Annotated in this window: 18 protein-coding genes; 7 read left to right on the plus strand and 11 right to left on the minus strand. The window is 54.2% G+C overall.

What is annotated here, in order from left to right; all coding sequences use genetic code 11:
• Positions 1–45: 45 nt before the first annotated feature.
• The 6 genes from KTH_RS00905 (at position 46) to KTH_RS00930 (ending at position 5,213) form a co-directional block, all read left to right on the plus strand.
• Positions 46–708, plus strand: a complete 663-nt coding sequence (locus KTH_RS00905) for a TetR/AcrR family transcriptional regulator (protein WP_497615910.1) — start codon at positions 46–48, stop codon at positions 706–708.
• Positions 709–935: 227 nt separating this feature from the next.
• On the plus strand, positions 936–1,211 hold the full coding sequence (locus tag KTH_RS00910) for a DUF5808 domain-containing protein (protein WP_497615912.1): 276 nt from the start codon (positions 936–938) through the stop codon (positions 1,209–1,211).
• A 146-nt stretch (positions 1,212–1,357) separates the two neighbouring features.
• Positions 1,358–2,044 carry an endonuclease/exonuclease/phosphatase family protein gene (locus KTH_RS00915; protein ID WP_497615913.1) on the plus strand — a complete coding sequence of 229 codons (687 nt, stop codon included), beginning with the start codon at positions 1,358–1,360 and terminating at the stop codon, positions 2,042–2,044.
• 289 nt (positions 2,045–2,333) lie between these two features.
• On the plus strand, positions 2,334–3,260 hold the full coding sequence (locus tag KTH_RS00920; RefSeq protein WP_497615915.1) for an STM4015 family protein: 927 nt from the start codon (positions 2,334–2,336) through the stop codon (positions 3,258–3,260).
• Positions 3,261–3,550: 290 nt separating this feature from the next.
• On the plus strand, positions 3,551–4,657 hold the full coding sequence (locus tag KTH_RS00925) for a MarR family winged helix-turn-helix transcriptional regulator (RefSeq protein ID WP_497615917.1): 1,107 nt from the start codon (positions 3,551–3,553) through the stop codon (positions 4,655–4,657).
• A 145-nt stretch (positions 4,658–4,802) separates the two neighbouring features.
• A complete protein-coding gene (locus KTH_RS00930) occupies positions 4,803–5,213 on the plus strand; it encodes a PPOX class F420-dependent oxidoreductase (protein ID WP_497615918.1) in 411 nt (136 codons plus the stop codon).
• 84 nt (positions 5,214–5,297) lie between these two features.
• On the opposite strand, the gene KTH_RS00935 is transcribed toward KTH_RS00930, so the two are convergent.
• From KTH_RS00935 to KTH_RS00970, 8 genes are all read right to left on the minus strand, one after another.
• Positions 5,298–6,089 (minus strand): class I SAM-dependent methyltransferase, encoded by a 792-nt coding sequence (locus KTH_RS00935; RefSeq protein WP_497615920.1) that lies wholly within the window; start codon positions 6,087–6,089, stop codon positions 5,298–5,300.
• A 228-nt stretch (positions 6,090–6,317) separates the two neighbouring features.
• On the minus strand, positions 6,318–7,103 hold the full coding sequence (locus tag KTH_RS00940; protein ID WP_111319765.1) for an enoyl-CoA hydratase-related protein: 786 nt from the start codon (positions 7,101–7,103) through the stop codon (positions 6,318–6,320).
• Positions 7,104–7,123: 20 nt separating this feature from the next.
• Positions 7,124–7,723, minus strand: a complete 600-nt coding sequence (locus KTH_RS00945) for a TetR/AcrR family transcriptional regulator (RefSeq protein ID WP_111319767.1) — start codon at positions 7,721–7,723, stop codon at positions 7,124–7,126.
• Between the two features lie 124 nt (positions 7,724–7,847).
• Positions 7,848–8,831 (minus strand): 3-hydroxyacyl-CoA dehydrogenase NAD-binding domain-containing protein, encoded by a 984-nt coding sequence (locus KTH_RS00950; RefSeq protein ID WP_497615923.1) that lies wholly within the window; start codon positions 8,829–8,831, stop codon positions 7,848–7,850.
• A 15-nt stretch (positions 8,832–8,846) separates the two neighbouring features.
• Entirely contained in the window at positions 8,847–9,581 is a 735-nt protein-coding gene (locus KTH_RS00955; RefSeq protein ID WP_497615925.1) for an acetoacetate decarboxylase, read from the minus strand.
• Between the two features lie 18 nt (positions 9,582–9,599).
• The gene (locus tag KTH_RS00960) at positions 9,600–10,802 is read right to left on the minus strand and encodes a CaiB/BaiF CoA transferase family protein (RefSeq protein WP_497615927.1); all 1,203 of its coding nucleotides are present in this window, start codon (positions 10,800–10,802) and stop codon (positions 9,600–9,602) included.
• A 63-nt stretch (positions 10,803–10,865) separates the two neighbouring features.
• Entirely contained in the window at positions 10,866–12,056 is a 1,191-nt protein-coding gene (locus tag KTH_RS00965; RefSeq protein ID WP_497615930.1) for an acyl-CoA dehydrogenase family protein, read from the minus strand.
• A 1,073-nt stretch (positions 12,057–13,129) separates the two neighbouring features.
• Positions 13,130–13,345: a hypothetical protein gene (locus KTH_RS00970; protein WP_497615932.1), complete on the minus strand. Its 216-nt coding sequence runs from the start codon at positions 13,343–13,345 to the stop codon at positions 13,130–13,132.
• 1,194 nt (positions 13,346–14,539) lie between these two features.
• Here KTH_RS00970 and dnaE point away from each other — a divergent pair.
• Entirely contained in the window at positions 14,540–18,037 is a 3,498-nt protein-coding gene (gene dnaE, locus KTH_RS00975) for a DNA polymerase III subunit alpha (RefSeq protein WP_497615934.1), read from the plus strand.
• A 1-nt stretch (position 18,038) separates the two neighbouring features.
• Here the strand turns inward: dnaE and KTH_RS00980 are convergent, their stop codons facing one another.
• The 3 genes from KTH_RS00980 to KTH_RS00990 are packed head-to-tail and all read right to left on the minus strand — an operon-like array spanning position 18,039 to position 24,191.
• A complete protein-coding gene (locus tag KTH_RS00980) occupies positions 18,039–21,107 on the minus strand; it encodes a DUF6788 family protein (RefSeq protein WP_497615935.1) in 3,069 nt (1,022 codons plus the stop codon).
• A 58-nt stretch (positions 21,108–21,165) separates the two neighbouring features.
• Positions 21,166–21,534: a response regulator transcription factor gene (locus tag KTH_RS00985; RefSeq protein WP_497615937.1), complete on the minus strand. Its 369-nt coding sequence runs from the start codon at positions 21,532–21,534 to the stop codon at positions 21,166–21,168.
• Complete coding sequence (locus tag KTH_RS00990; protein ID WP_497615939.1) at positions 21,441–24,191, minus strand: winged helix-turn-helix domain-containing protein; 2,751 nt, start codon at positions 24,189–24,191, stop codon at positions 21,441–21,443. The genes KTH_RS00985 and KTH_RS00990 overlap by 94 nt, the downstream gene beginning before the upstream one ends.
• Positions 24,192–24,212: the final 21 nt, after the last annotated feature.

Genomic DNA, 24,212 nt, shown 5'->3' on the forward strand with positions numbered 1-24,212 from the left:
TATACTTTGTCAAGACTCTATCTTGAAAGGATTGCACGAAACTCTATGGACACAAAAGAGCTCATCATTGAAGCAGCGAAACGCCTCTTTGCTCAACACGGCATTACCAGCACGTCCTTGCGCCAGATCACAGCCGCGGCGCGCGTAAATCTGGCCGCGGTCAACTACCACTTCGGGACAAAAGCTGCACTTGTTCATGTGGTCTTGAAGCGGCTACTGCTTCCACTGTCCGAGCAACGCCTTCAGAATTTTGCCAGCATTATGGCAAAAGACACGCCACCGACGCTTGAAGAGGTCCTCCACGCGTATTATTTCCCGTGGTTTGAGCGCTTCAACCAACAAACTGAAGCGGGACGACTCAATACCCAGCTCTTCAACAAGCTTATCTACGAGACGGATGAGGAGATCAGGAAGAGCGTCAGCGAGATCGTGGCCCCGGTAACGGAGAAGTATCTGTCGCTCTTTCAGCAGTTGTTCCCCGAGCTTCCAGAAGCTGAACTGATCTGGCGTTTCAAGGTAATGCACGGTGTTGTAACCACACACTATATCAGCGAGCTGGTGCCTCTCCGGGTGAGCGAGAACACCCCTTCTGAAGCCCAAAGTCTCGCCTGGGTTATGACCTATCTCACAGCAACATGGCAGGCCCCGGCAACACCTGTAGTCAGCGAGACACGCAGCACGCTGCGCGAAGAGCAAAAGAACAGGTAGGCTTCCCTTCATCCAGAAGAGGCATCTCTATCACGGCAGAGAGGCGAGAGCAAGCCACGGTATCGCTTCTCTGCCCCCTTTACAGGCCCGCCGACTGAGCTTCTCCCTTCTCATCAGAGGGAGCCACCTCCCTGAGATCATGACTCCCTTCATGTCCTATATCGATAAAACTTCATTTACATCTGTGCGTAAAAAAAATGAAGACCAAAACGAAGGGAGGAACCCCTATGACACGCAAACAGATAAGCACCCTGCTTCTGGCCGGGCTTGGAACCGCTGCCGTCGGAGCGGCGATCTTCGATCAAATGCGACGGCCAGCAGAACAGCGGACCTGGCACGGCTCGCTTGGGCCTATCCCGTACGATTTCCGTTGGCCAACGTCTGAACGGCTACGCGAAAAGCTCTGGAACAAAGAGACCTCTCGTGTTCTCATGCCGCACGTTTTCGGAGTTGGATGGACCGTGAATTTCTATCCACTACTCCACCCCGATCGTCTGTCGTAGGGACAGAAAACAGGCTCCTCTCGCACGAGAGGAGCTTACCCTCGCGAGCGTGCAAGCACCCCATAGAAGTCCTTTCACGTGTACTCCCGTTGAGCTTGGCATGCTTCTCATTCAGCTTGTACCCTATCAAAAAGAGGAAGAAGACTATGAGTCAGCAGGGATATGCCGGCACGCTCCGCATCCTGACACTGAACCTCTGGGGGCGCGACGGCGCATGGATGGATCGTCGTTCGGTGCATCGCAAGGGATTCCACATCTTACGGCCCGATCTGCTCGCACTACAGGAAGTTATCAAGACTGCCGAGTACGATCAGGCCGCTGATCTCCTCGGACCGGAATGGCAGATTGTGCATCAACAAAACCGCAATATGCAGGGCATGGGAATCTCAATTGCAAGCCGCTGGCCGCTTCGCAACATACAAGAGCTGGATCTGCATGTCACGCCTCGTACAGGTGACTTTCCCTGTGGAGCGCTCATTGCTGAGATCATGGCCCCCGAACCGATTGGACCGCTCCTGTTCGTCAATCACTTCCCGAGCTGGCAACTTCAATTCGAGCATGAACGCGAGCTACAAGCCATGGTCGTCGCTCGTGTTATTGAGGAACGCGTGCAGCGACAATCCATGCATGTCGTACTTGCCGGTGATCTGGACGCTGACCCCGCTGCTACCAGCATCCGCTTCTGGTGCGGCTATCACGCATTGAACACTATGAGCATCTGCTATCGCGATGCCTGTAACAGTATTCATCTACATGAGGAGGGCCATACGTTTACGCCTGATAACCCGCTCATGGCTCAAGCAAACTGGGACTGGGCCTTTTCGACGGCTTGACTATATCTTTGTGCGCTGCGGTGAGCATGGAGGGCCAACCCTTAAGATCACAGACTGTCAACGAATCTTCGATCAGCCAGAAGGAGACATCTGGGCCAGTGACCATTTCGGACTGATCGCTGATCTCACAAACCCGCTTTAACAGTGATCTGCCGTACTTTCAGCCTCACAAAAGCCCTGGCGCTTCTTCCCGTTCCGACGTATCATACACGCAGCAAAAAGAACTCGACCAATGCCGAACAGTCCGTATACAATTACGGTGAGACCACATACAGGGGAGAATAGAGAGATGGGAACAGGAGCCTGTCGTCAGGAATTCAGTGGTAAGCGCGTCATATACTGGGAACCGGGTACCGCACTCACCGATACCAGGAATACCCTCTATTGCATTCGTATCAACACTGGCAACGATCCCTATTCCAGTTGGGCCGAGAAATTCGCCGCCTTTCTGCAAACACCGGGAGTTGCAGACATCAGCGGGCTGGTGGTTGGAAACGGCAGCCATGACGATGAAGGAGCCTGTTATTATCGTGCAATTGTGACGCTTGTCGCTGCACGCCAGCATTTACCCGGGCTCACCACGCTCCGCTTCGGTGATGGAGACATCAGGCAGGCAGAAGAAGAGCCGTTCTGGATCGAGCCCGGCACGCTTTCTTCGCTGCTTGCCGCCTATCCAGCCCTCGATATGCTGTGTATCAGCGGCACCAATGGTATACGCGCAGGCTCACTCTCCCATGAACGTCTGAGAACGCTGATTATCGAAAGCAGCGGTCTGGATGCCCGCATTATCCACGAGGTCCAGCACGCTCACCTGCCCGCTCTCGAACATCTTGAACTCTGGACGGGCCTGAAAGATTGGGGATGTACAACCACGCTGGCCGATCTGGCGCCACTACTTTCCGCCCGGATCTTCCCCCATCTCCGCTCATTGGGCCTGCGTGCCTGCTCCTTTGCCGACGATGTAGCCTGTATGCTCGCACAATCTCCCCTGCTAGCACAGCTTCACAGGCTTGACCTCTCATTGGGCACGCTCGGAGATCGGGGAGCAGAAGCGCTCTTACACAGTCCCATGATCCATACGCTCAAAGAACTCGATATCCATCATCATTTCTGCTCACAGGAGCTAGTAACACGCCTGCAAGGCGCTGGCATGAGCGTTGATAGCAGTGAGCCACAGCCCGCAGACAAAGCTCGCTTCATTGGCCTTCATGTTTAACACTTCCCCTGGCTTCTGCCATCGGATTTTTCAACCGGTGAACTACAATTCACTTCACGCTTCCGGCCTCCTCTATAACGGGCGTGTAGTAGAGGCGTCTCCACTTCAGAGATGGCACAGTTGTTGGGACACCGGCTCACCCGGGGACGGGTTTTCCTTGAGCACATTATGCTATAATGGCTTCATTGAATTGATAAGAGAAATGAAAGACTATTTCACTTTCACAATATCTTTCATTTTCATGAACTTTAACTTATTTAGTGAGATAAGTCGACCTGGAGGAATGGAGATTGTCAAGCGGTTCGCAGAAGAAACCAGGAGAACACCCGGAGATATACAGGGAGTTTGTCCGGGAGCTACAACACAGCTACGAGCTCGGCACAACCTTCTATAGAGCAGTCGCCAGCCGCAGCGGCATGACCGTTACGGACCTGGAAGTGATCGCGATTCTCAAGCATGCTGGCCCGACAACCGCGGGGCGGCTCGCTGAGCACACAGGCCTCACCACCGGAGCCATTACCGGAATGCTCAACCGCCTGGAAGAAACAGGGCTGCTACGCCGAGAGCGTGACCCCAATGATGGGCGCCGGGTTATCGTTCGTCTCATTCCAGATAAGGAGGAGATGAAAACGATCAGCGACCTCTTCAATGCACTTGGCGAGGAATGGAGAGAGCTGGCAACACATTATACAGATGAGCAACTGACGCTTCTGCTGGATTTCCTGAAGCGCAGTAATACGATCTCACAGAAACATATCGCTCATTTACGCGAGATGCCAACCAGCAACGAGGGGACCTACTCAGCGCCACTTGGCACTGTCAGGAGCGCTAAACTTGCCATGCCCTCCGGCATCACACAACTCTACCTGCACACCGACAACGATAGAGAGACGCTCTACAAGGCACGCTTTGAAGGCCCACAACCCGATGTCAGAGTAAAGGATGGAGTAATCACGATCCGCTATCCCCGTCGTCTGTGGTCCATTACCACGAACAAGCGCGTTGCAGATGTCACGCTCAATACTATTATCCCGTGGCGCATCACGCTTAATGGAGGTGTATCGGAGATTGTCGCTGATCTGATGAAGCTCAAGCTGGCCTCTCTGGAGATCAAGGGCGGCATGAATAGCATCAACCTGGAACTTCCTCTCCCCATTGGCACTGTGCCTGTACGTCTCAGTGGAGGCGCGTCGGAAATGCAGATTCATCGCCCGAAAGGGGCCGCTGTGCGTGTCCACTTCAAAGGATGGGCGTCTCATTTCATCTTTGACGATCAGATCTTCAGTGACCTGGGAAATGATATCCGCTTGCAAAGCCCTGATTACGAAACAGCAGAGCATCGCTACGACATTGAAGTACAGAACAGCGTGGGCAATGTCACAATCACGCCACACTAGCCACTTGAGGGCTCCTGTCACGCAGGAGCTCTCTAACATTATTTATGAGCAGCATGCATAAGCTTATGTGAGATATGATTTGTGTTCATCCTGCAATGGGTGTATACTCTCTCTCAAAAGAGAACGAAAGGAATACTCGAACAGCATGTCACACATTCCAGCATCTCATCTCGACATCTTGCAAGCGCCCGCTCTGGCCTATATGGCAACCCTGGGCCCAAAGGGCGACCCTCAGGTCAGCGCTGTCTGGCTTCTGTGGGATGGAACGCACCTTCTCTTCGCATTCCAGAAGAAACGGCAGAAGTACCGCAATCTTCTGCGTGATCCCCGCGTCTCGATTGCACTCACCGATCCCGCCAACCCGTACCGTGCGCTGGAGATCAGAGGAAGAGTCGTCCGTATGGATGATGATCCTGACTTTCGGTTTATCGATGCAGCCTCACAAAAATATCTCGGACGGGCAAGCACACCAGAAGAGAGAGGACCAGCAGAGGAGCGCGTGGTTATCGTCGTCAAGCCAGAACGCGTCATTGCCTTTCCGCCAGAGGACAAATAGGACTCTTGACAACATGGAGGGAAGTCCCGTAATCGAGTGCAGGGGCGACCTATCCCCTGCATCTCCCTGTTCTTCAGAAAAGGATCATCTCCCCTTGAGCGGTTTGCCCCAGACGATCTCAGCCTGAACCGCAAATTGCAGTTGCCCATCGCGGCTATACGGCTCAACCAGCGCGCATAACTCCGCATCAAAAGCCGCTGCATCCTCCTGCGTCATCCTTTCACGCGAGAACGAGGCACGCCCATGAAAGGACTCAATATAGTCCTCAATCGATTGCATGCAGGGAATGGGAGTCGTCCTATAAACGCCTGCCTGCTGAAACAGGCCATATTCTTCTAACAGAGCATAGATGTTGATCTCTCTGTAGTTTTTATTCGTTGAAAATCGGGAAATAAGCTGCCTCAACTCATCCTGCCAGGGAGGCGGCAGATGACCGACCGTCAGCGAGGCAAGGAAACCGCGCGGAGTCAGCAGCGACGCAAAGCGTGGCATCACCACAGACCACTCAAACCAATGCAGACAATCACCCGCGACAATCAGCGCATAGGGGGGCTGAAGCGCTGCATGTTCAGCATCTCCGATAAGCCAGCGCAAACGCGGATGTTGTCCACCCGGGAGCCCGCGCCCTTCCTCAATCATCGCCTCTGAACGATCGAGCGCGTCAAGGCGGTCCACTCGCTCAACCAGTGAACGCGCCAGAAAGCCGGTTCCACAGCCAACATCCAGCACATGACGGGGCTGATCCACAATCAAACCATCCAGCCAGTCAAACACCTCATCAGGATACGAGGGACGATAGCGGTACGCCTGCACAACGCTTGCTTCCTCAAACGCAGAGGCAACTTCAGGGCCATAGGAATCAGGTCGCTGATACATAGAAATCCTCCTTTCTACTTCTAGCTGTATTATGGCTCCAATCCCTCATACGTTATGACCTCTGCTATAACGACTATGAGAAGGTTCCACTTCATCCGAAAGGGGAAATAAAGAGACACTATACCGTCTATCGCTAAAGCGCCTGTCCAAAAAAAGAAAAAGCGGGATGGAGTCATTTCCACCCCGCTCAACTGATCGGGATTCGGTGGAAAAAAGATGGTACACGATCTAGTGGCCGGTCCAGCGCGGCTTACGCTTCTCGGTAAATGCTTTGGGTCCCTCCACAAAATCCTGAGATGCAAACAGGCGCTTCAGGAGGACACGATCATCCTGCATTGCCTCTTCAATCGGCTTGTTGAGGCCAGAGAGCACCCCTTCTTTCGTGAGCTGGATACTGAGCGGCGAGCATTCCAGAATGGTATTCGCCCACTGCTCGGCCTTTGCCATCAGCTCTGGGCCGGGCACGACCTCATTTACCAGACCAAACCGATAGGCTTCCTGAGCAGTAATCTGTCTACCAGTCAAAAGCATGCTCATAGCCTGCTTCAGCGGGATCTGTGCGGCCAGACGATGCATCCCACCGGCTCCGGCAATAAAGCCTACCCGGGGCTCAGGCAACGCGAAGCGGGCATGCTCCGCCGCGATAATAATATCTGAGGCCAACGCGATCTCGAAACCACCTCCTAACGCCACCCCATTGACCGCGGCGATAATCGGCTTATAGCAGGTAAACCCGCTGGTGATGCCTCCAAATGGGGCGTTTTTGCCAACTGGCTGCTCACCTCGGGAGGTCGCGGCTGCGGTTGCCTTGAGATCATTTCCGGCACAAAACGCTTTCTCCCCGGCTCCGGTGATGATGGCGACCCAGGCATTTTCATCCTGCTGAAAATCCTGAAATACAGCGGCAAGTTCTGCATTCGCCTCGGGATGCAGCGCATTCATCACCTCGGGACGATTGATGGTCACATAGGCTATATGCCCTTTTTTCTCATAGATGCTATACTGGTATTCCATCGCTCCCTCTTCTTTCTCTTTCAGTGGACATCCTCATCCTCATGCAACATATGGCAGATCAAAAGAGACGCGGCATGCACATCTTCTTTACATTCTTCCTCACTGCGCTCGACCAGAGCATCAACCAGGTGGGCAATAATCGACATCAGTACCCAGGCACACGTTTCGCACCGAATATCCTGCCGAATAAGGCCAGCCTTCTGTGATACCTCAAGATCTCTCTTGAGTCGTTCATAGCGGCGCTGGACAAGCTCACGCTCATTTTGATCAAACTCAGGATTGATGAGGCGGAGTTCCTGACGCACCCGCTGTAAGCCACTTCTCTGATGAAGCGTCTTCCAGATCAGTGCCTCTGTTTTCTCGACGGTCAATTTCTCTTTGGGTAGCGAAAAGATCGTGTTCTCTTGCGTGTCTCGTTCCTGCTCAAACAGGGCAAGCAATACCTGTTGCTTTGAGGCAAAGTAGCTGTAGAAGACGCCAACGCTCACCCCGCTGCGCTGGACAATCGCGTCTACCGTGGTTTCTGTATAGCCATGTTCTCGAAACAATTCCAGAGCAGCTTCAAGGATCTGATGAAATTTTGCCCGACTTCTTGCCTGCCGGGGAACTCTCGGAGCCATAAGCGATTCACAAACTTTCTTCAAAACATAGATGTTCGTTCTCGTTTTCAGTGTAACAGATCACTCTTCTGCTCACAAGTCACGCTGGCATCTCTATGCTACCCAGCGGAGTCGGGACGACGCGTTATTCGTTGCTCTTTTCGCCGGTCCCCTTTGATGCTGCAAGCGCAGCCAGTGATCGCACAATCGCGATTTCTTTCTGATCCCGTTCAGTCTCAAGCGCTTCATAGGGCACTGCCCCAAACGAGTTCTCAACCTGATCTGTTACCAGTCTGACAAACTCATCGTCCAGATGCACCATCTCTTCGCTCTGCGACTCCCAGCGCTTTTCGAGACCGGGGCCAAGATGCTTGATAAAGGCAGGCAGCCCGCCAGGGCCTCCCCCCAGATGGAACGAGAGGAATGGACCCCCCGTCGCCCAACGCAGGCCAATCGAGTTCGTCACGATATCGTCCAGCTCATCGAGCGTTACCACACCTTCACGCACCAGATAGACGCACTCCCGAAAAAGCGCCGCTTGCAGTCGATTGGCAACGAAGCCGGGAATCTCTTTTCGCAGCACACGCGGCTTCTTGCCAAGCGCCGCATAGAACGCAACCGCTTCATCCACCGCATGCCTGTCAGTCTGTTCACCCGGCACCACCTCAACCAGCGGAATCAAATGGGGCGGGTTAAAGGGATGGCCAATCAACATCCGTCCCTTATGCTGCATGTTTTGAGCGATATCGGTAGCACGCAGACCCGAACTGGAAGACAGCAGCAAGGTCTCAGGGCTCACAGCCTGCTCCATCTGGGCATAGAGCGACTGCTTCAATTCCAGGCGCTCCGGGCCATTCTCCTGAACAAGTGCCGCCCCTTCAACGGCACGCGCAAGATCTTTCTCGAAACGGAGCTGTTGTGTCAGGTTCTCGGTTGTGTAGCCAAGTTCTTTGAGCGTCGGTGTGATGCGCTGGATTTCAGCAAGCACCACCTGCTCAAGGTCAGGACGCGGGTCATTCACTGTGACCTTCAAGCCATGCGCAAGAAACAGGGCAATCCAGGAAATGCCGATGACACCGGCTCCAACCACCGTAACGTTTTTGTACCGTTCCAGAACATCGTTTGACATGGATAACTCCTCCTGTTATGCCAGATAATCATAGACAATGGTCGGTCGAGCCAGCGTGAGATCAGTCAGAATGTGGCTTGCCGAAACAATCTCGCGGACCGGAAAATCTGCCAGAGGAGCAAGGGCATGCTCAAACAGTTGCAGACGAGCCGGCCCTGTCCAGGCACCATGCACGGTGAGATCCGTAATCTGTGTGCGCACCAGTTCACAGATACGCAGCTTGCCGTCATAGCCGGGCAGAACCTTTAGCATAAAGGTTGGAATGCTGATCTCCTGCCTCGCCTGCTCAATATCAAGCGGCTGATGTTTATAGCCCATCGTTGCCGTAGCGACGCGCAAGGTTCCATAGTCAAGCGTCCCCACCAGCGTATCTGAGTCAACATAGAGCTCGGGAGAGCCGAGCTTCTTCGGAAAGGCGCCGATCTCGCGCCCGCTGGCAATAGCAGGGTGATTATTCACATACATCGAATGCACAAACTCGCCCTCTTCCTCCCCACAGCGCACCCGGATCACCTGCCCGGCCTCAGTATATGAGCCAAGCCCGGTAGTATCCGGCATGCGAATCACCTCAAAGCGGACCAGCGGCTCATCAATTTCCAGCGGCTCCGGGACAACCTTTTGCAGTGCATCCTTCTCGGATCGGTAGGTGATCGTAAAGAATTCCCGATGATGAAAATGATACGGGCCCTTTGGATATGCAGGCGCGTTCAGTGGCGTCGTTAACTGGCGCACAACCTCTTCTTTGCGCATAACAACCATCTCCTTCGCTTAAATGACGCCTTCTTCGCTCATTGCTTCAATCTCTTCATCGCTATAGCCACAGGCTTTCAGCACTTCGCGGGTATGCTGGCCCAGCTCTGGCGCGAGCCGTGGCGCAACCTTTGTTTCCTGTTCGATATACACGGGACTATCAACGGTATAGCGGGGTGTCTCTGAACCATCGGCAATGGGAACCACAAAGCCATTTTCCACCAGTTGCGGACTATGCGCGTTCTCATCAATCGTCTGGATCAGGCTATATGGAATCCATGCCTTGTCCAGAGCCTCGGCCCAGTACGCGAACGGCTGAGTAGCAAAGGTCGCTTCCAGAAGCGCGGTCAGTGCACTGGCGTTCTCGGAGCGATGGGCACTATCGCAGAAGCGCTCATCTGTGGCCCATGCAGGCATATTCAGAGCGCTCATCAGCGCCGGCCAGCGCTTTTCCCCCTCCGCGATCAGCAGGAACCAACGTCCATCAGCCGTCTTATAGGTATTCATCAACGCGTTCGCCGGGTGCTTCCGGTCAGTATGCTGTGGCATTTGAGCGCCGTCGAGCGCCGCCTGTATCCAGGTTGCGGCGGCCCATGTCCCCTCGGCAAGCAGCGCCGTCGAGACATGACATCCCTCGCCGGTCTTCTCGCGCCGATAAAGGCCAGTCACAATGGAGGCATAGAGCGTCATCGCGGTCGGCTGATCACCCATACCCGGCAGCGGAATCGCGGGCGGACAGTCGTCATTTCTGGTTCGATCCATCAGGCCACTTCTGGCCCAATATGCTGTGAGGTCAAAGCCCGGCTTATCCGCGTCTGGCCCTTTATTGCCGAAGCCGGTAATATCTGCATAGATCAGACGGGGGTTGATAGCAGAGGCAACATCATATGTCATCCCTAGCTTTTCGCGCACACGGGGCGGATAGTTCACGATCATCACATCAGCCCATGCAATCAGCTTCTTGATGATCTCTTTTGAACGCGGGCTCTTCAGGTTCAGGGTGATGCTTCGCTTATTCCGGTTTGTCAGTTGCCACATATAGTTCTTTGAGGACCTGGGATTCGGGGAGACGCGATACAGATGGCGATAGGGGTCCCCGGCGCCAGGGATCTCCACCTTGATGACATCTGCACCAAAATCGGAGAGAATCGTTGCCGCTCCCGGACCAGCGATAAAGGTTGCCATATCCAGCACTTTTAGATCTGAGAAGAGATGTGCCATAGTAATTGTGCTCCTGCGAGAATGGAAGGAATAGTTCAAAAACGTCGCTACAGGTCAGGAAGACTAGACGAAAGCGCTATATCCGCTTGCGGCGCGGCCAACAATCAGCGCATTCATCTCACGCGTGCCTTCATAGGAGTACAGAGCCTCTGCGTCAGCCATGAAGCGCGCAACATGATAGTCCATCAGGATGCCGTTTCCACCAAAGATCTCTCGGGCATACGCGACGGTCTCGCGCATCTTCATCGTGCAGAATGCTTTTGCCATTGCGGAGTTCTCGTCTTTATACTGTCCGGCTTCCTCAAGTTGTGCCAGACGGACACAGAGACATTCACATGCAGTGATATTTGATAGCATGCGGAACAGCAGATCCTGCACAAGCTGGAACTTCGCGATAGGCCGGCCAAACTGCTCACGCTCCTGGGCATACTTCAGGGCATACTCATATGCCCCACGCATACAACCGACAGCGCCCCAGGCCACACCGGCACGGGTCTTTCGCAGGATCTTGCCAGTATCTTTAAAGGTGTTGGCATTTTGCAGGCGGTTCGCTTCGGGCACACGGCAGTTATCCAGCGTAATCAGGCCGTTCTGGACAACGCGCAGGGCCATCTTGTTCTGAATCTTCTCAACGGAATATCCCGGAGTATCCTTCTCGACAATAAAGCCTTTCACCTGATTGTCCTCGACATCACGCGCCCAGACAATAGCCAGATCAGCGAAGGGTGCGTTCCCGATCCATTTTTTCTGGCCATTCAAAATCCAGGTATCACCATCCCGCTGTGCGGTCGTCAGGAGGCCACCAGCGGCGCCAGAACCAACAAGAGGCTCGGTCAGAGCGAAACAGCCAATCTTTTTGAAGTCTGCCATCTCGGGAAGCCAGCGTTGTTTCTGTTCCTCCGAACCACAGAGGTGAATGGAGCCCATCGCCAGGCCGCTGTGAACGCCGAAGAAGGTGTTTATCGAACAGTCCACCCGGGCCATCTCCATTGCGATGAAACCACCGAGCAGCGGACTTGCTTCCATCTCTCCATTCTGCTGGAAAGACGCACCGGCGATATGCAGGTCTCGAATACCGGGAATCAGCTCAAAGGGAAATGCATCTTCCATCCAGTATTTCTCGATGATCGGGGCAACCTGCGTTTCCATAAACGTGCGAACGCGGTTCACAACCTCTTTTTGTGGCTCGCTCAACAGGTCATAGATCTGATAGAAGTCGCTGTTGGGGGCAGGAATGGGGCGTTTCTTCTTCATATCTTTTGTCTCAGGTGTCATGGTTTCTTTTCTCCGATTTTCGGTCTACTAAATAGAACGTATATATACGTTCTTGTTTTTGAAGTATAGCACCTTCACTTGAACGATGCAAGTGGAAAGAGTTTCAGGAGCTACTCGGCGACATTTCAGAGGATGGCAATGTTTCTGCACTCAAGGGTACAACGATCAAGCAGGGAAAGATATCAGCAGCATACCCGATACCGCTTCCACTGCTCTGCACCCACGCCTGTGACTTACGCAAAGGGGCGGGCGCACACAGCAGGTTTCGCCTCATCTCACCTTCCAACACAGAAGCAGCATTGCTTTTTCATTGCCTATCGATACCGCACTGAGACCCATCATGACATAGATTTATCAAACATGTATACTGCTCCATCTGTAAAGTGTTTTTCCTCATTTAATGCAGATAAACCCAATAAAAAAAGCACTATACTTGAAAATAGCATCAGAAAAAATGAGGGATCACCTATACACTTTTTTACTATAAAATAAGGCATTCTCTTCACTTGCTCTTTATATAGATAATTTTGTAAGAAGCAGATTGAAAATCATGCATCTTTCAAACCCGAGGAGAATGGAGCTGCCATAATCACTGTTCAAGCCTGCTGAAGAGAGAACAGCAGATACTTTCTCTCAAACCATGACAATCTTTTCAGAATACTTGACACGTTCTTTCTCAAATGGTATAACCTTATGCAACGAGAGCCGGTCGCGCATTGAACAGATAACAACTCGTTAAACGAAGGACATTTATCACCCGGTTTTACCGGATGAGAACGGGGCACTTGTTAATTGTCCCAGTGTGTCCGGACAAGGAAGCCAAAGCAGAGAACCTTCGCAGGCGCTCTGATCTGCGGTGGAGTCCAGACACAAGCCTCTTCCAGAGGACATTTATCACTTCCATGTTACACATATTGCGGGCCGGCTTCGTCTACCTATCCAGCCTACAGAGCTTATCTACCAGGAAGAGGCTGCTCTTTTCGTTTAGGTAACATATCAGGGATTCGCGATAGTATGGAGAGTTGAAAATGACTTCAGCCCTCGTTCATCGATCAGATAACCGGCTCCTCCCAGAACAGAGAGCGCAGCCACCCCACCACGGCATATTTCAGCATGACTCTGCGTTGTAGCTTTTTCAATCGCTCTGGCTTGTAAAGCGGTTTCACAGGCATATCTGTAACAAGAGACTCTCCACAGGAGGCGCAGCGGAGCATACTCAGCCCGTTTGCAGCGCCACCCGCAGAACAGACAAGCATAAGAGATGACATAGACCTGCTCCCTTCCTTGATGCATAACCTTCTCTATCGTGACTTATAGATATACACTACACAAAGCTAAATGCTTACCCAAACGGGCTTTTCTATCGTTACACTCCCTTCCGCATCAGGATAATATAAAAGGCCCTATCCTGAGTATAGCGCTTTTGGTAAGGATAGGGCCATGCAACAGCAGTTCATTCAGTATGCTTATGAGCCATGCAAATAATACATCAAGCACTCCTATTCCCCTGTCAATTTCCTCTTCATGAAAAGAGTTTCTGATCAGGGCATATATAGCGAAATACACATTTACTTGTACATCGCAAAGGAAAGCGGACAAACAATCGTGAGAGAAAGCACTATAAGTACTGGATCATATACATGAAGCAGTGTGACATAGCTATTTCCCTGTAAGATGAGCACATATGCTCGATGTCACCAGCCGTAACTTGAAGCATGCTCAATTGTCATTTCAAGGTCACAGTCGCGACAAAGAGGTTCTTCATCCACTACAGCCATATGTTCCTGACAGAAGGAACGCTGGCAAGAGCTGCAAATAAAGTGCGCTTCCTGGTCACAGTTCAGATCAGCGCAGGAGGGGTTCTTTTTTTGCCTGAAAGAAAAGGCAACTGGCATTACTACTTCTTTCATTGCTCTTTCCTGTTGCGTTCAGTAAAGTATGGAATACTTTCATTCATCATATTACTATGAATACGACTATTTAGCAACTATTAAAAATCGTTACACGAAGTCTCCTTATTAAAGGTACAGGGAACAGATGAAATCTCCTGTCAGGCATGTTCGCCTTCTCTGGCTCAGGGAGCGCATTCATCCTCTGACTCAAACCGGGGCTTTCTAACACCACTTCGAGTGAGACAGGAAACTACTGATCTTCTTCCTACAAGTGCAGCACCTACCATGCACTTCGCCTTTCCAATCATCCGAAACGATGTATCACCCATCCAGTGACCGGACAAACGCATTTATCTAATTAAAAAGTCATTTTAAGCTCCACATGCATCATATATTCGATATTTCCTTTTTCTCCCTGGGAAGTGAGGAATCTGGGACCATTGGCGGGCACACTTTTCCCGCACAAAGTGGCCTCACCGTTCTTCAGAGCATCCCTGAAACCAGCCCACAGAAAGAAACGCCCCGCGCCCACCTCTGCTATACTGGCTGCAAATGAGGAGGAGGTTGAAGATGCAGTTCGCGCATTTACATGTCCATACTGGCTACTCCCTGCTTGATGGCTTATCTCATATCCCCTCGCTTGTTCGCCAGACGAAAGCGCTCGGCATGCAGCACCTCGCGATCACCGATCACGGCGTGATGTATGGAGCACTTGAATTGTACCTCGAATGCCGTAATGCAGGCATACACCCCGTCATAGGCATGGAAGCTTACCTTGTCGACGATATCCACCATAAGCCGAAGAAAAACAATGCCTACTGGCACCTGCTTCTACTTGCCGCCACACAGCAAGGCTATCGGAACCTGCTTCAGCTCACGACGCTTGGTTTCACGGAAGGTCTCTATTATGGCAAGCCACGCATCGACAAGCAGATGCTCATGCAGCACGCCGACGGGCTAATCGCGACCTCGTCCTGTCTGAGCGGCGAAATTCCAGAACTGATCGCCAGGCGACAGGATATGGAAGGCGCACGACAAGCCCTTCGCTGGTATCTGGATCTCTTCGGCGACCGCTTCTACCTTGAGTTTCAGCAGCATTACGGCAAAGGCTCTCTGCAAGACCGCTGTAACGAAGGGCTGTACGCGCTCTATCGCGAGACGGGCGTGCCTCCAATTCTGACCAACGACCTCCACTATGTGTCCAGAGAGCAGGCCAGCACCCATGACCTGTTTCTCTGCATCCAGATGAATAACCGCTACGACGACCCCGCGCGCTTCCGCTTCGACTCCGAACACTATTTTCTCAAGTCGCCGCAGGAAATGGCGCAACTGCTTCCCGAGCTGCCGGAAGCACTGACCAATACCGTTATACTGGCGGAGCGCTGTCGGGTTGATCCAACGGTCGATAAAACCGGGCTGCCCGCCTTTGACATTCCGCCCGGCTTTGCCTCCGCTGATGACTACCTCTATCACCTCTGTCTGGAAGGAGCCCGATGGCGCTTCGGCGAGATCAGCACCCGCGTGCAGGAACAGCTCGACTACGAGTTCGCGATTATTCGGCAGAAGGGCTTCGCCTCATACTTCTTGATTCAGCAGGATATCACGACCTTTGCCCGCTCGCGCGGGATCACCTGCCTGGCCCGAGGCTCGGCGGCGGGCAGTTTGATCGCGTACTGTCTGGGAATCACCAACGTCGATCCCCTGCGCTACAAGCTGCTGTTCGAGCGCTTTATGAACCCCGAACGCAACGACATGCCTGACATCGACATGGATTACCCCGACGACCGACGTGATGAGGTCATCGCCTACACGATACAGCGCTACGGCTTGCAGCATACCGCCCAGATGATTACATTCAACACGCTTGGGGCCAAACAATCTATCAAGGATACGGCCAGAGCACTTGGTAAGCCGGATCTTGGTGAACGCCTCTCTCGCCTGATTCCAGGAGGGAAAGGATCGCTTCAGGCAGCTCTGGCAGAGGTACCGGAGCTTCAGGCGCTCTATGAGCAGAATACAGAAGCACGCGAGTTGATGACGCTGGCCCAAGAGATCGAGGGCTATCCTCGCTCCACAGGCGTGCATGCCGCCGGGGTCATCCTCTCTGAGCGTCCGCTGCAAGAGATCGTGCCGCTTGCCCGCAAAGATCCAAAAGATCCCTCATCCCCGCTGGTCTGTGGCTATGAGCATAAGTGGCTCGAAGCACATCTCGGCCTGATTAAGTACGACTTCCTCAGTCTTGCGAACCTCTCAATTCTGCGTGAAGCGCTCACCTTCCTCTCCAGGACACGCGGTGAAGAACTGTTGCTCGAACAGATTCCGGTCGATCCCACGCCGGACCCACTGCTCAGCAAGATGCGTGAGAACGCCTTTCAGATGCTCTCTCGGGGAGACGCTATCGCGGTCTTTCAGCTTGAAAGCGCAAAGATGCGCGAGTACCTCAAGCAGCTCAAGCCAACCTGCATCGAGGATATCATGGCAATGGTCGCGCTCTATCGCCCCGGCCCGATGGATAGTATCCCCGACTTTATCGCCTGCAAACATGGTCAGAAGAAAGTTGAGTACCTTGATCCACGCCTGCAAGAATGGCTGGAAGAATCCTACGGGGTTATCGTCTATCAGGATCAGGTGTTGCAGATCGTCAATAATCTGGCAGGCTTTCCCTGGGGCAAGGTCAACATGTTCCGCAAAGCGCTGAGCAAGAAAAAGAAGGAAGAAATCGAGGGCTACAAAGAAGACTTCATTCAGGGCTGCGTACAGAATGGGATGAAGGCCGACGCCGCCGCAAAGCTCTTTGATTTGATCCTGCCATTCGGAGGCTATGGCTTCAACAAGGCACATGCAGCAAGCTATGGAGTGGTTGCCTACTACACAGCGTATCTCAAAGCCAACTACCCGGCCGAATATATGGCCGCTGCACTGACCACGAATGCCGGAAACACGAAGAAGATCAGCCTGTTCATTGCTGAAGCGAACAAACTGGGGGTCAGCGTCCTGGGGCCCGACGTGAATGCAAGCGAGCGCGGCTTCTCTATCGAGAACGGCGCGATCCGTTTTGGTCTGCTGGCAATCAAGGGAATCGGTGAGAGCCCTATTCAAGCCATTCTCCAGGCGCGAGCAGAGGGAGGCCCCTTTCGTTCGCTTGCCGACTTCTGTACACGCGTCGATGTCGGTAAAGGGGTAATCGAGGCGCTGATCAAAGTGGGCGCAATGGATTCGCTGGCTGCTCGCTATGTGCTCCTTGCCTCCGTTGAACGGGCGATGCACTTCGGCAAACGCGAACGCTCCGCAAAAGAGCGCGGCCTGATCAGCCTGTTCGGTGAGATGGAAACAGCCGACATATCGCTTGAGTTCACCCTATCCGTTGATGCTGCCGAAATTCCTCGCAAGCAACTGCTGGATTGGGAGAAAGAGTTCCTCGGCTGTTACCTTTCACCCCATCCGCTGTCGTTTCTCGCGCATCTGTTTCGCGGGCGTGTGACCCACTCAACAGTGGAGCTGCTCGAAGAGGGTTCTGCGCTCCCTCGCACGTCGGTTGTTCTGGGTGGACTCATCACCTCCGTTCGGCACTTTCAGACGCGCAGAGGCGAGGCGATGTGCGGTTTCCAGCTTGAGGATGCCGAAGGAAGTATCGGGGTTATCGTCTTCCCGCGTGCCCTGAACGAGCTCCAGGAGCAGATTGAGGAGGGACGCATTGTCATGCTTTCTGGCGAGGCCTGCTATCGAGAACAGCGCGACGAGGTTGTGATTCAGTGTGCCACCATCGAGCCTGTACAGGCCGTCGAAACAGAGATGAATCGTCAACGCTCGCTGGTCTGGTTCACGCTCCACTCCTGCCCTGAAAGCGATAGCGTGGCACTTTCCAACACGCTGTCACAGGTACAGGACCTGCACACCTGTCTGCACAACGCCGAGAAGGGCTACGATTGCTACGAGATTCAGGTTATCAGCACGGAATGGAGCGTACGCCTTACGCCTCCCGATAACACCTTTCACTTTACCGACGAGCTGCGGCAGCGGCTTGCCGCCATTGTGGGAGAAGAGAACATTTATGTCCAGCCTCTCTGAATCAGGAAATCAGGTGAAGCTCACGAGCTCTGACAACAGCCTGCATCCGGTTCGTCACCGCCAGCTTGCCCAGAATATGCTTGACGTGCTGCTTGACCGTATGCGGGCTGATTACCAGATGCTCGGCTATCTGTTGATTTGAGGCTCCCGTTGTCAGCAGTGCCAGCACTTCACGCTCTCGCTCGCTCAGCGGCTCAACAAGCGGGAGCACTTCTTTCTCCGCGTGCAGATGTACTGCCGCCTGCAAGCGCTGGATATATCCCGCCGAGGCTGTCGTCCAGGGGCCAACTCGCGCCAGCAAAGAGGCCATCGGCTGTCCCTCATCCACGAAGAGGCGCACATATCCCTCTGGCTCCGCCTCAGCCAGTACCGCGCCGAGTGTGGTCAGCGCCTCCTCAGTATCGCCCCGGGCCTGGTGCGCCAGAGCAAGCAGCATTCGCACCTCAATGGACCAGCTTTGAAATGCGAGCCGCTCCGCGCACGCCTGCCAGTTCGTTAACAAAGTAATAGCTTGCGTCAAGGTCTCCTCTGTCCGCTGCGCGATCAGAATACGAGCAAGCGTCAAGGCACCGAACATGTTCAGGCTCTCCACAAGGTTCATCGGTGCCGTGTCAAAACGGCCTGAAAAGAATTGTACCCGATATATTGCTTCATCCAGCTCACCGCACAGCAGCGCCATCCGCGCTATAAGAGCCGCCATATCGACCGCGACCTGCTTTTTGGCCGGCAATTGAACACTATATGCATCTGTTTCCGATTGCTCGCGCACCAGACGTAGAAATGAGAAAGCCGCCTCTGTCTGGCCCTGTGCCAGCTCAACTCGCGCTTTTGCCCAGAGCCCAAGCGACAGCAAAAATGCCTGCGCCTTTCGCGGCATGACTTCCGGCACCGTGCGGACAAACACTTCCATGACCTGCTGCATGGCCTCGGCAGCCTCTTCTATGTGGTTGCGCTCATAGAGCAGGCTTGCTCGGCGCAACAGAAGAAAGCCGAACAGGAACAACGGGATCGAGGGAGGGTCATGCAGCCGTTCGCGAAACGTTTGAAACAGGCTCTCATAGAGGCTCCAGGCCTTATGCAGCTTTCCCTGTGCCCTATAGAGCTCGCCTAGCAGAAATGGCGGTGCCAGCCGCAACAACGAAAACTGCTCCTCCTTCGTTGCGCCTCCAAGTTCCTGGAGAATCTTTTCAGCCGTCGCCAGATCACCCCTTGTGCCATAGACAAGGCTCAGGAAAACCCTCGAACAACGCAACAGCAGCGCACTCAAGGCTGTTTTGCGCTGTGCCAGCAGGCGTAGCACAGTCTGGATCTGGTTGAATGCCTGAAGCGGTTTGTTCTGTGAAAGCGCTGTGGTGACACGAAAGAGAGCAAAAACGCTCTGCGCCTCTGCCCAGGAGACCCCTTTACGCTGCTGTTCCTGCGCATAGCGCTCCATCCATTCAAGATCCTGCTCAAGATCGCGACTCTCATCGTTGAAAGAGGTTATCCAGGGCATAGTGACATAGAGCTGCGGCGACGAGGTGATGATGCTCATTGGCAACTGGCTGAGCCACCGCTTCAACTGCTGAATGCGACCCAGTTCCACCATAGCGGGCAAGACCTTTGCCACCAGTTCGGCAGCGCGTGAGAGATCGCCAGCCAGGAAGGCATAGTCACAGGCTTCTTCCAGCAGCCCCTGCTGTTCATACCAGTCGCTCGCTTTCCGGTAGAGTTCCGGGAGCACCTCGGGCTCTTTGCTATGAAGGCGAGCCCGCAGCACCTCAGCGAACAGGGCATGATAGCGATACCAGACTGCTCCCTCATCCAGCACGCTCACAAATAGATTCGCCTGACGCAGCGCTTCCAGACTCCCCTGACCATCAGGAAGCCCGGTGACGGCCTCACAGAGCGATCCCGTCATCTGTTCCAGGATACTGGTGCGCAACAGAAAGCGCTGCATCTCAGGTGTTTGCTGTGCAAGAATCTCTTCACTGATGTAATCGAGCAAAAAGCGATGCGAGCCACGGAATGTCTGGAGAAAGGAAATAGCATCTTTCTGCCCCCGCAAGGCCAGAAGCAAAAGCTGTACCCCGGCCCCCCACCCCTCGGTACGCTGCTCCAACAGGTGTGCCTCTTCGGTAGAGAGCACCAATCCCACCCCCTGACCAAGCGCCGTCACCTCTTGCACGTCAAAACGCAGGGCATCGGTCCGCAACTCGGTAAGCTGCCCCTTCGCCCGTAGCCGAGCCAGTGCAAACGGCGGATCAACCCGCGCCCCGAGCATCAGGTGAAGCCGGGGCGGCTGGTGCGCGAGCAGGAAGCGCATAAGCTGATGTACCTTGTCATTGGTGATAACGTGATAATCATCGAGCACAAGCACCGTTTCCGCGTCCAGTGTCTCGGTCAGCTCATTGACAAGCTGGCACATCGCCTCTTCACAGTGCTGCTCATCCGTTGTGTGAATGGCTCGAAGCCGCCTGTTTACCCTTCGGAGCGCTGTCACCAGATAGGAGAGGAAGCGCAGAGGCTCATTGTCTTCCGCCTCAAGCGAGAGCCAACCGACGACATATCGGGTTGCCATTGCCCACTCGGTCAGCAGCGTTGTTTTGCCGAAGCCCGCCGGAGCCGAAAGCAGGGTGAAGACGCCATGAGCGCCCTGTTCCAGCGCCTGAACCAGATGGGGGCGTGCCACATGCTGAAGCGGCAAGCGCGGGAGCTGTACCTTTGTCGCAAGCAGCGCGTGTGTCTCTTGTGTCTTTTTGTCCGTCTGTTCGTTCAATGCGGAAGCTACCTGCTCCAGACGCTGGAGTGTCATATCAGTACTTTTCCCCAGATAGCGCTTGACCATCTTTCCAGCATGTCGCTGATAGGCATACCAGTAATAGCCGCCTCGCTGGACGCGCTCCTTGCGCACAGTGCAGCTTGTCCCGGTGCGAGACCGAAACGAGAATGAGGAGAGCTGATCGAGCCACTCAGGATCATTAAAATCCTGCTCGATTGGCTTTCCATCGCAGGTAAAGAGATAGCGTTTCTCTATTGGGGACCAGTGAAGCCGGTACTCGATATATCTGGGCATGATTCCCTCAAACACACTGCAAGTCTTTCCCCTATATTGACGGTTGTCTATCGCTTCGGGTTGCATACAGCGCTTAGAGGAGCTTCCAGTGCCGCGCCCGCTCAACCGCCTGCAAGCGATTATTGACCCCTAACTTTCGATACAGATGCTTAAGATGATCTTTCACCGTGTTCACCGATACCACGAGTTCCCGCGCTATTTCCGGATTGGTCCTGCCTGCCGCCAGCAAACGCAACACACGCTGCTCCTGTTGTGATAGAGGCTCATATGGGCCCTGGTTCTCCTTCGCAAACGCTGCCAGAATGCGCCGCGCATAGGAGCGCACCGTTTTCTCTCGAAGCGCGGGCGTCAGCACATGAAGCAGGCGCTCAAGCGGTTCACCCTCATCGAGAAAGGGAAGCAGTGAGCCCGAGCGGCACCCCAATGAAAGCGCCTGCTGCAACACCTGACGCGCCCGCTGCTCCTGTTGCTCGGTCGCGAAGACACGCGCCTCCGGAGCAGGTATTCGAGCGTTGCAGAGAAAGGGGTATGCACTCTATCAACCTGTTCAAGCAGCAGCCGCGCACCCTGAACCTGCCCCTGTGCCAGCAATAGCCGCGCCTCCAGGAGCTTCGTAAGCACCACTTCACCCTGTTGCTGCTCACATCGTGCGAGCAGTTCAAGACAGCGGCGCACCCCCTCGTACTCCTGCATACGCAGATACAGGCGACCGAGTAAGCAAAGCAGCCCTACCATTTGCCAGACATCCCACGGGCTCAACGTCAGCCGCAAACGCGCTAGCAGTGACTCCAATTGTTGCTGTGCGTCCTGAAGCCGGCCCCGGGCATACATGACATGCGCCAGACGAAGTTCAGCACTATGGCGTTGCGGCTCAGACAGCTTCGTGAGCTGCAACGCCTCCTGAACGAGCTGCTCAGCCTGCTCAGGCTCATTCCATTCCAGCAGCAACGCCGCCAGCGATGTTAGAGCCTCCGCCCGATGTTCCTCATCCCTGTGCGCTCGGGTAAGTGTTAGCACCTGTTGATAATACTCGCGTGCCTGATAGAGTTCTCCCGAGAACGAGCTACACGCAGCCTGCACCAACAGCGTACCTCGCAGCAGACTCTGATCCCCACAACGTACAGCGTAGAGACGCGCCTGTTGAGCCAGGTTCAGTGCCTCATCGTAGCGCCCGTGGAACAGAGCATATAACCCCACAATTATCTGACATGTACCAATCCACGGGAACATATCCTGATCGTCTACCTCCGGTGGAAACAGTTCCAGCGCCCTCCGAGCATGCCTCACCGCCTCAGTAAATGGCTCCTGCTCCAATGCGCTTAACGCCCGAAAGGCATAAAGCACGCCGATCTTGATTGTGTCATTCTGCTCGCTCAAGGTCGCCTCGGCCATCTGAAGCAATTCCTCAATACGCTCCTGCTCCGCCTGTTGAACTGGCGCTCTTTCATAGGGAAAGCGCAGCACAAGCGCATAGAAAAAGCAGAGGATCGGATATTGAAAAAGCACGCTATCAGGAATACGGGCGAACCAGCGACTAAGCGTCTGAGGCTCATCCAGGCCGTTCTGTGCTTCGAGTTGTTCTATAAGCTGCGCCGCATGTGCTCCATCACCGACCAGCAAACTGGTCTCGATGGCTTCCGCCAGCAACCCATGCGTCTCATACCAGCGCTGTGCCCGCAACAGTACCGCCTGTTGGGCCTCCTCCCCATACCGCTGAATCGCCTCGGTGCGCAGCGCTTCCGCGAATAACGCGTGATAGCGATACCATGTCCCGGCCTGGTCCAGCACCTCTAGAAATAGGCCCGCACGCTCAAGCTCCTCAAGCAGCGCGGCACTATTCGCCCGCCCGGTAACCGCATCACACAGGGGAGCGCTTAAACGGGCGAAAGCGCAAGTCTGGAAAAGGAAGTGTTGCAGCGGCTCTGGCAGTGCACTCACGATCTCGGTAACTGCGTAATCCAGCAGCGCTTGCGGCAACGATGCATTGGCACGTTCGCTGAACGCCTGAATCGCCTGCTCAAGCTCCTGTTTCGTCCTCTTTTGTTGTAAGGCCAACGTCAACAGGCGCAACCCGGCAGGCCAGCCTGCAAGCAAGGCGTCAAGCTGTCTCAATGCTCGTTCTGATAGCGGTAACGACAGCGCCTGAAGCAGAAAGGTTGCTGTCTCATCCATAGAAAAGCGTAGATCAGTATGCTGCAACTCGGCAAGTAGGCCCTTCGCCCGCCAGGACACCCGTGGTAGTGGCGGCTCGCCTCGAGTCACGATCAGCACATGCAGCGAGGGCGGCAAATGGTCCAGAAAGAAGGTCAGCATCTCGTGAATCTGTGGTGAGGTGATTGCATGGTAGTCATCGAGCACCAGCAGTCCCCTTGCTCCTGCGGAGAGTTCATTGAGCAACGACGTTACAAATGCCTCAGTTGAGGAAAACGCAAACGGGGGATGAAGGACCGTCGCGAGCTGTCGCAGAGCCATCTGACCAATATTTGGCTCAAATGTCTGGCAGGCCGTTATCAGGTAGCGCCAGAAGCGCACCGGGTCATTATCACCGCTCTCAAGCGAAATCCAGGCGACCGGAATCCGCTCCTTGCTGATCCATTGTCGGACAGCCGTTGTTTTGCCAAATCCCGCCGGAGCCTGAAACAGTGTAACCGGGCAGGACAGACTACGATCAAGCAGCCTCATCAGGCGCGAACGATCAACCAGCAAGGCGGGCAGACGTGGCGGGGTCAGTTTGGACGCAAGCAGTGCAGGAACCTCAACCGATGGCTCCTCTCGCTCTGCGGCAAGGAGAGCCGCCGCTTCCTCCAAACGGGCAAGTGTCAGGTCGCGGGTTCTGCCCAGATAGCGCTTTATAGCCCGCCCATGCAGAAAGCGATAGGCATACCAGTATGCGGCATGGCGCTTTACTCGCTCCCGGCGCACGGTACAATACGCTCCCGTCCGACTCGAAAAAGCAAACGAGTGCCCCTCATCGAGCCAGATATACCAGGCCTCGGTCTCGGGCAGCAGCGCCCCCAGAGCGGCGGTTGCTTTTTCCTGAAAGCGATATGCCTGCATCTTTGGTTGCCAGCAGAGATAATAGTTTGCCTGACGAGGCATATCTTTCCTTTCCGCCTGAAG

It is taken from the genome of Thermosporothrix sp. COM3 (genome assembly GCF_059696735.1).